Raw genomic sequence first — 312 nt, 5'->3', positions numbered from 1 at the left:
ATGTTTAAAACCTGATAGACGTCAATCGATGTCGCCATCGGGCACGTCGAGGCTGCGCCACATGTACCAGGTCGCGACGGTACGCCACGGCTCCCAGTTGGCGGCCACTTCGCGCGCTTCGCTGCGCGTGACGGGCTCTCCGCTGAAGTAGTTGACGCTAATCGCACGGATCAGGCCAGGATCGTCGAGCGGCAGGACATCCGGACGCGACAGGTTGAAGATCAGGAACATCTCGGCCGTCCAGCGGCTGATGCCGCGGATCTGCGTGAGTTCCGCGATCACGTCCTCGTCGTCCATCGACGTCCATTTGTC

The 312-nt window shown here is 61.5% G+C and carries 1 protein-coding gene; it reads right to left on the bottom strand.

The annotated features are described in order from the left end of the window. Positions 1 to 21 precede the first annotated feature (21 nt). Positions 22 to 312 (bottom strand): DNA-3-methyladenine glycosylase family protein (locus tag SB816_RS30670; protein ID WP_410548074.1); only part of this gene is annotated, 291 nt, incomplete at its 5' end.

It is taken from the genome of Achromobacter sp. SIMBA_011 (genome assembly GCF_046535435.1).
Lineage (GTDB): Bacteria > Pseudomonadota > Gammaproteobacteria > Burkholderiales > Burkholderiaceae_B > Achromobacter > Achromobacter dolens.
The sequence above is the reverse complement of the archived record's forward strand: the minus strand, read 5'-3'. Positions and strand labels throughout refer to the sequence as shown.